Source organism: Bordetella sp. 15P40C-2 (assembly GCF_009763235.1).
GTDB lineage: Bacteria > Pseudomonadota > Gammaproteobacteria > Burkholderiales > Burkholderiaceae_B > Bordetella_A.
Map to the genome: position 1 here is coordinate 46,021 of NZ_WSJA01000038.1, position 8,159 is coordinate 54,179.

Here is an 8,159-nt window from a genome sequence, read left to right on the forward strand (position 1 = left end):
GCACCATCGCGTTGGGCCAGTGGCCGCAATCGCGCGGGCTGGCAGCGTTAACGTCGACTCTGCACCCTCAACCATACTTAGAGTTGAGCATTTCGATAGCGGGAACTGGCGCGCCAGACTGTTCAAGATAGCGATCGGTCATCAGGCACACACCGTAGACCCCGTGTACGGATTGCGTAGCACGCTGCCCTCCACGCTACGGGCCGCGCCCGCTACACCGTGACTTGCGGTACGGTGGCAAACTGAAGGGGCAATATCGTCTCCTTGCGCTTGTCAGCTCAGGACAGTGGTGGGCTCAAAATGCCAAAACTCGCGCTGGAAGTAGATCAGCGGTTTGGTCGCACCGAGGTGGATCGCCAGTACCTCTCCGATCAGAATGGTGTGATCGCCCTCAACATGTGGATTACGTGCCTTGCATATTATTGATGCCACTGCTTCCGGGAGGTATGGGCACCCTTCTTCGTCGTGTACGAACGAGCTACCACTAAATTTGTCAGTATTCTTACGCGCAAAATCCATCGCGATCTGCTTTTGTTCGTGCGAGAGCACATTTATTGCAAAACGCTGGCTTTTTATGAAAGCTTCGTACGACTCGGCATAGTTGGAAAGACAAACCAAAATCAATGGCGGGTCCATGGAGAGCGAAGTGAAAGAGCTTGCGGTAAAGCCCCAGCGGCGATTTTGGTCATCAGATGTCGAAACAATCGTGACACCGCTGGGCAAGCGGCTCATGGCTTCTTTGAAAGCCACGTTATCAATCGGGCTCATGGGCATCCTCATGGTGTTCTGTCGCAGACGGAGTCGCGTCGTATCGAGTAATTCTATGTTTCCGGTTGGGGCTACAACAATTCGGATATCGCAATTGATTAATAGCTGCTAAGAATGAAATTCATAGAAGGAAGGGGCCATTCGAGTCTTCTTATTAGGCATGACTATGAGTTGATACTTGAATGCAAATAGTGTCGCCGTTGCTTCCTCGACATAATTTCCTCGTGGCATACGCATGCCGACTAAATAACCTTATCTACATGATGGTGCAGGAGAGACGATGGCAGCAAACGCGAAAGATCAAATGACGTTGATCGGTTTCATGCAGGCCCAGAACTGCTCGACTTACCCGGGATCTTGGCGTCACCAGGCGGCGATGCAGGATTTTCTGACGCCTGAGTACTATCAGCGTACCGCTCGCACACTCGAGGACGGCAAGTTTCACCTGGCTTTTTTCGACGACCGTCTGGCTATGCCAGATATCTATGGCAACGACCATAGTGATACGGTCGAACACGGCATTCGCACCGTCAAAATGGACGTAATGCCTATTCTCACTGCCATGGCTCTGGCGACTAAGCACCTTGGTCTTGGCGCGACCTACTCGACGACGTACTATGAGCCCTACCACGTGGCGCGTGCCTTTGCTACGCTGGACTTAATGACGAAAGGACGCTCAGCTTGGAACGTGGTGACCTCACTGAATGATTCTGAGGCTGCCAACTTCGGGCGCTCCAGTCATTTGGAGCATGACCTGCGCTACGACCGCGCGGACGAGTTCGTGGAAATCGTCATGGGGCATTGGGATACCTGGGAAGAAGGCGCCCTGATCATGGACAAGGAATCCGGCCGGTTCGCCGATGCTTCCAAAGTAAAGCGATTGGACTACAAAGGTAAATTCCTTCAGTCCCGTGGGCCGTTCACCGTGCCTCGCTCGCAACAAGGCCATCCCGTCATTATTCAAGCTGGACAAAGCGGGCGGGGCCGCCAATTCGCCAGCCGGTGGGGGGAGCTGCTGTTCGTGGTGTATCCGAATCTGGCGTCCGCCAAAAAACAATATGCCGAGATGAAGCAATCCGTGGCGGACGCCGGACGCAATCCTGACCACGTCAAAATAGGTACAGCGGTGTACACCGTCGTTGCCGAATCCGAAGAGTTGGCCCAACAGAAACGAGAGTACATCGATTCTTTGGCCAAGCCAGTGGATTCGCTCACGTTGCTATGTGAGGTGTTGAACACCGACTTTTCGAATCGGGATTACGACGCCCCGTTCACCGATGCAGAGATGGCTGCGATTTCGGGTTGGACCGGTTTCCGCGACAAAGTGGTGACTTTGAGCGGCAAGACGAATCCCTCGGTAAGAGATTTCGTTGAGGTATCTAAGCGCGCTCGGTTAAATGAATATCCAGTGTTTGCAGGTACGCCCAAAACCGTAGCCGACAGCATGGAGCAATGGTTCGTGGAAAAGGGCTGTGATGGATTTGTGATTTCGCCTACCCATATCCCCGGCGGCTACGAAGATTTTGTTCGACTGGTCGTGCCCGAATTGCAGCGCCGCGGCGTGTTCCGAAAAGAATACCAAGGCGCTACGCTACGCGAAAACCTCGGACTCCCGATTCCGAAGTCGGGTGACTGGAAGAGGAGGGCGTAGCGCCTCAGCGTGGTGCTCCAGACAGCTACGCTTCGAACCAGTTCAGCACGCCGTCCAAGCCCGCCACATTCAGCGCGTAGGGCGTTTGCTGACGGACGATGGGTTTTGCGCGATAGGCCACCGCATAGCGCGCATAGCCCAGCATCTTGAGATCATTCGCGCCATCGCCGAGCGCGATAATCTGGTCCGCCGTGGCGCCGTGGGCCTGCGCGAATGCCTGCAGGTGCGTCAGCTTGGCTTGTGCGTCGAGGATGTCGCCCAGCACCTTGCCCGTGAGTACACCGTCTTTGATTTCCAGGGTGTTGGCGTGTGCGCTATCCAGATTCAATCGCTGGCGCAGCCGTTCCGTGAAAAAGGTGAATCCGCCAGACACGAGCAACACTTTGATGCCCGCCGCCTGCGCGGTGGAAATCAGCTGTTCCGCGCCGGGGTTCAGGCGCAGCTTTTCCGTATAAACCTTTTCGAGGGCGGATGCGGGCGTGCCTTCTAGCAAGGCGACGCGACGACGCAGGCTCTCGGAGAAGTCCTTGATTTCACCGCGCATGGCGGCTTCGGTGATTTCCGCGACCTTCGGTTTGACGCCGGCCACGCCCGCGATCTCATCAATGCACTCGATGTTGATCAGTGTGGAGTCCATGTCCATTGCCAGGACCTTGCATTGCGACAAGCGCGCGCCGGCCGGAACAAAAGCCGTGTCCACGCCGTGCTGCTCGCCCCACTGGGTCACCTGTGCGCGCGTCTCGTTGTCTTGCGCGACATCCAACAGGCGTGCCGCGGTGGCGCTCAGGTGAACCACACCCTGCGCCTGCGCCAGCGCCGCGACTTGTTCGATTTGGGCGGCGGCCAGGGCAGGGGACTGAATGACGAGATGGATGGTGGACATGGTGTTAATCAGTACGGTGGCTTCGCCGTGAAGGCGACGCCAAAAATAGGGGATAGTGCAACCGCGACCGCCTACGTTGTGTGTTCCATCGGCGAGTCGCTATCGCAGCCTTAAGTCAATGAACGCAGCACAGCGCGTATCGCGTCGGCGCGGGTGGAAACCTTCACGACGGTGAACTCGATGCGCAGCTTGTCTTGGCCCGCAAGTTTAATGTGCCGTTGCTTTTGCACCAACTCGATGATGCGCGCCGGATCCACCGTCGTCTTCGGTCCAAACTGAATCAACGCCTGGCTCTCGCTGGCGTCGATCTTGATGACGCCCAGTGGTTGCGCGGCGAGTCTCAATCGATGCGTGGTCAGCAGCGCCTGAGCCGCTTCAGGCAGCTTGCCAAAGCGGTCGATGAGTTCCTCCTGAATTTGAATCAGATCGTCCTCATCCTTGGCATGCGACAAGCGTTTATAGATCGCCAACCGCGCATGTACGTCGGGGCAGTAATCCGAGGGCAGCAGCGCCGGCGTGTGCAGGTTCACCTCGCAGGCGAGGTTAAACGGTGCATCCAGATCGGGTTCTTCGCCCGCCTTGAGCGCGCGCACGGCTTCATTGAGCATCTCGTTGTACATCGAGAAGCCAATTTCCTGAATATTTCCCGACTGCGATTCGCCCAAGACCTCGCCCGTGCCGCGGATCTCCAGATCGTGCATGGCCAGATAAAAGCCCGATCCGAGTTCTTCCATCGCCTGAATCGCTTCCAGGCGTTTCTTCGCATTCGACGTGATGGCGTCTTCACCGGGCGTGAGCAGATACGCATAAGCCTGGTGGTGCGAGCGACCGACGCGACCGCGCAGCTGGTGAAGCTGGGCCAGACCAAAGCGGTCCGCCCGGTGAATCACAATAGTATTGGCGCTGGGCACGTCGATACCGGTCTCGATGATGGTGGTGCACAACAGCACATTAAAGCGCTGCTGATAAAAGCCTTTCATCACCTGTTCCAGTTCGCGCTCGGGCATCTGTCCGTGCGCCACCGCGATGCGAGCCTCGGGGACGAGTTCTTCGAGCCGCGCACGGCGGTTATGGATGGTCTCGACCTCGTTATGCAGGAAATACGCCTGCCCACCGCGCTTCAGTTCGCGCAGGATGGCCTCGCGAATTGTGCTGCCGTCTTCGCGTCGCACAAATGTCTTGATGGCCAGCCGTTTCTGCGGTGCCGTTGCGATGACAGAAAAATCGCGGATGCCTTCGAGCGACATGCCCAACGTACGCGGGATCGGCGTGGCCGTCAGCGTCAGCACATCGACCTCGGCGCGCAGGGCCTTCAAGGCCTCTTTCTGGCGTACTCCAAAGCGATGCTCTTCGTCGATGATGACCAGACCAAGGCGTTTAAATCGCACGTCCTTGGACAGGATCTTGTGTGTGCCGATCACGATGTCGACTCGCCCGTCATTGATGCCGGTAATGGCTTCGGCGACTTCCTTCGAGGAGCGGAAACGCGAAAGCTCGACCACGCGCACCGGCCAGTCGGCGAACCGGTCGGCAAAGGTTTGCGCATGTTGTTCGGCCAGCAGCGTGGTGGGGCATAGCAGGGCGACTTGCTTGCCATTGGCCACAGCCAGAAACGCCGCGCGCAAGGCGACTTCCGTTTTTCCGAAGCCCACATCGCCGCAGACCAACCGATCCATCGGCCGGCCCGAGGTCATGTCGCTGATGACGGCTTGAATCGCGGCGGCCTGATCGGCGGTTTCTTCGAATCCGAAGCCCTCTGCGAATGCCTCGTAGTCGTTGATCGGCAAGTTAAAGGTATATCCCTCGCGCGCCGCGCGTTGGGCATACAGCTCCAGCAGTTCCGCAGCCGTATCGCGCACCTGACGCGCTGCCTTGCGACGCGCTTTATCCCATTGGCCGGTGCCGAGTTGATGCAAGGGGGCAGCTTCCGGGTCCGCGCCGCTATAACGCGCGATGACATGCAACTGAGACACGGGCACATAGAGCGTGCTGCCATTGGCATATTCGAGATGCAGAAACTCCATCTCGCCATCGCCCATGTCCATGCTGATCAGGCCGCGATAACGCCCGATGCCATGCTGGGCGTGCACCACCGGATCGCCCTCGCGCAGCTCGGACAGATCGCGCACCATGGCCTCGACGTCGCTCGCACCTTCTTGTGCGCGCCGGCCGCGTCGAGGCGCCCCGGCGTTACCGGGATACAGGTCGTTTTCGGTGAGGAACAGCACCTCGGCCGAAGGCAGCCCAAAGCCCGCCGTCAGTGGCGCCGCCAGCAATGCGAACGAAGACTGCGAGGCAAGAAAATCTTGGACAGAGTCGGGCTGCGCTTCCGGTGGCAGATCGAACTCGTTGAGCATCTGCACCAGCGTCTCGCGCCGCCCGGCCGAATCGGCGCACAGCAACACGCGCGATTCGCCGCGCTTCAATAGCGCACGCAAGCGAGCGACAGGATCCTCGGCGCGCCGGCTGACACTGACATCGGGCGCGCGAGTGAAGTCGGGATGAGACGCGGCCTCGGTCAAGGCCAGACGCGGAAATGCTTTGAACCGCGCGTGCAGCGCCTCGCTATCGAGAAACAGCGTGGCCGGCGGCAGCACGGGGCGTTCGCGATCGCTCTTTAAAAAGTTGTAGCGGCTGCTCGTATCGTGGCTGAAGCGTTGAACGGCATCGTCGATATCGCCCAGCGTGACCGTGATGGCCTCCTGCGGCAGATAATCGAATAGCGTTGCAGTCTCATCAAAGAACAGCGGCAGGTAATACTCGATCCCCGCGAACGCGATGCCGTTACCGACGTCCTTGTACGGCAGGGCGCGCGAAGGGTCGCCTTCGAAGACCTCGCGAAAACGCGCACGGAACCGATTACGCGCTTCTTCATCCATCGGGAATTCGCGTCCGGGCAACAGCTGGACTTCCCGCACCGGATACAGGCTGCGCTGCGTGTCGACGTCAAAGGCGCGGATGGACTCGATCTCGTCATCGAACAGATCCAGGCGATAGGGCACCGCCGAACCCATGGGGAACAAATCGATCAGGCCGCCGCGCAAGCAGAATTCACCAGGCGCCGTGACCTGCGTCACATGCGAATAATTGGCCAACGTCAGCTGCGCGCGTAGCGCGGCTTCGTCCAGACGGTCTTTCTGCTTGAACGAGAAGGTGTAAGCGGCCAAAAACGAGGGCGGGGCCACTCGGTATAACGCCGTGGTCACGGGCACGAGCAGAACATCGACCGTGCGTTGCATGAGCGCGTGCAGCGTTTCCAGCCGCTCCGAGACCAGATCCTGGTGCGGCGAAAACGCGTCGTAGGGCAGGGTTTCCCAATCGGGCAGTTGCCTGACGCGTAGTCCTGGTGCGAATAAAGGAATCTCGTCGGCGAGGCGCTGCGCTTCTAACGGCGCGGCCGTCAAGACGACGAGGGGACGCCCACTATGGCGAGCAAGATCTCCCAGCAACCAGGCATCGGCCGATCCCGGAGGACGCGGTTGCGCATAGCGCGCGCCGGGTTTGAGGGCGGACAGCGTGGCAGCCGTGGCGGGAATACGCGGGGCCGCGTCGAGGAATGAGGAATCAGGCATCAGGCTGATGATTATAAAATCTCCCGGCCATGACTGAATCTCTAATTGCAATCGTCCCCGCCGCAGGGGTGGGCCAGCGTGCCACGCGCGCGGGGGACCCGGCTGTGCCCAAGCAATATCGCCTGTTGGCGGGTGAGCCGATGCTGCGCCACGCCGTCCGGGCGTTATTGGCTGACCCTCGCATTGCTCGCGTGTTCGTCGCGGTTTCCGAGGGGGATCCTTGGGCCGAGGCGGCGTTGGCGGGTTTGCCGCGCACCGAGTGTCGGTCTTGTGGTGGGCCGACTCGGGCGGACACCGTCATGGCGGCGCTTGGGGCCTGCGGTGCGCGCGATAGCGCTTGGGTGTTGGTTCACGATGCGGCGCGACCGGGGTTGCCGGCTGAGGCGCTGGGGCGGTTAATCGACGCCTGCTTGCCTGACGCCGTGGGAGGGCTATTGGCGCAGCCGGTGGCGGACACGGTGAAATCCAGCCGCAGCGCCGAGCAGGGTAGCGCGACCAGGGAGACGTCGGTTGCGCGGGTGCGTGCGACGGTGGACCGCGACGGCTTATGGCTGGCGCAGACGCCACAGATGTTTCGGGCAGGGCAGTTGCGTCAGGCGCTGGCCTACGCGCAGGCGAACGGGGTCAGCGTGACGGATGAGGCGTCTGCGATCGAGGCGAGCGGTCATTCGCCGTTACTGGTGCCGGGGTCGGTCCGTAATTTCAAGGTGACCTGGCCGGACGATTTTGAATTAATGGAAAAATGGCTGTAAGGGCCGGGAGAGTTTGATGAGTTTCCCTTTTCGCGTGGGTCAGGGGTTTGATGTCCATGCTCTGGTGACGGGCCGGCCATTGATTATTGGCGGCGTGACGATTCCTCATACGCACGGGTTGCAAGGGCATTCCGACGCGGACGTGCTGCTGCATGCGGTGACGGATGCCTTATTGGGCGCGGCGGGGTTGGGGGATATCGGGCGGCATTTTCCGGATACCGACCCGGCGTATCGGGGGGCGGATAGTCGCGTGCTTTTACGCGATGCGGTGGCGAAGGTTCGTGCGGCCGGCTGGGTGCCTGTGAATATCGACGCTACCGTGCATGCTCAGGCGCCTAAGATCGGGCCGCATGCGGTGGCGATGGTGGCGAATATTGCTGCGGATGTTGGCATTGATGCGGGGGATGTGAACGTCAAGGCCAAGACGAATGAGCATTTGGGGTATCTGGGGCGTAAGGAAGGGATTGCGGCTACGGTTGTGGCTTTGCTTGCTCGTCAGGGGTGATGGGTCTGGAAATGGGCGGGGGTTGGGG

At 59.6% G+C, this 8,159-nt stretch carries 6 protein-coding genes; 3 read left to right on the top strand and 3 right to left on the bottom strand.

Going from position 1 to position 8,159, the window contains the following annotated elements:
* Nucleotides 1-273: 273 nt before the first annotated feature.
* The gene (locus tag GOQ25_RS15970) at nucleotides 274-768 is read right to left on the bottom strand and encodes a flavin reductase family protein (protein ID WP_160351472.1); all 495 of its coding nucleotides are present in this window, start codon (nucleotides 766-768) and stop codon (nucleotides 274-276) included.
* A 280-nt stretch (nucleotides 769-1,048) separates the two neighbouring features.
* Between GOQ25_RS15970 and GOQ25_RS15975 the strand changes: the two genes are divergently transcribed.
* On the top strand, nucleotides 1,049-2,419 hold the full coding sequence (locus tag GOQ25_RS15975) for an LLM class flavin-dependent oxidoreductase (RefSeq protein ID WP_160351473.1): 1,371 nt from the start codon (nucleotides 1,049-1,051) through the stop codon (nucleotides 2,417-2,419).
* Nucleotides 2,420-2,444: 25 nt separating this feature from the next.
* On the opposite strand, the gene serB is transcribed toward GOQ25_RS15975, so the two are convergent.
* A complete protein-coding gene (gene serB / locus GOQ25_RS15980; protein ID WP_160351474.1) occupies nucleotides 2,445-3,302 on the bottom strand; it encodes a phosphoserine phosphatase SerB in 858 nt (285 codons plus the stop codon).
* Between the two features lie 110 nt (nucleotides 3,303-3,412).
* A complete protein-coding gene (gene mfd / locus GOQ25_RS15985) occupies nucleotides 3,413-6,874 on the bottom strand; it encodes a transcription-repair coupling factor (RefSeq protein ID WP_160351475.1) in 3,462 nt (1,153 codons plus the stop codon).
* Nucleotides 6,875-6,903: 29 nt separating this feature from the next.
* Here mfd and ispD point away from each other — a divergent pair, with 29 nt between their 5' ends.
* Nucleotides 6,904-7,626, top strand: a complete 723-nt coding sequence (gene ispD / locus GOQ25_RS15990) for a 2-C-methyl-D-erythritol 4-phosphate cytidylyltransferase (RefSeq protein WP_160351476.1) — start codon at nucleotides 6,904-6,906, stop codon at nucleotides 7,624-7,626.
* A gap of 16 nt (nucleotides 7,627-7,642) precedes the next feature.
* Nucleotides 7,643-8,131, top strand: a complete 489-nt coding sequence (gene ispF / locus GOQ25_RS15995; protein ID WP_160351477.1) for a 2-C-methyl-D-erythritol 2,4-cyclodiphosphate synthase — start codon at nucleotides 7,643-7,645, stop codon at nucleotides 8,129-8,131.
* The last annotated feature ends 28 nt before the right edge of the window (nucleotides 8,132-8,159 follow it).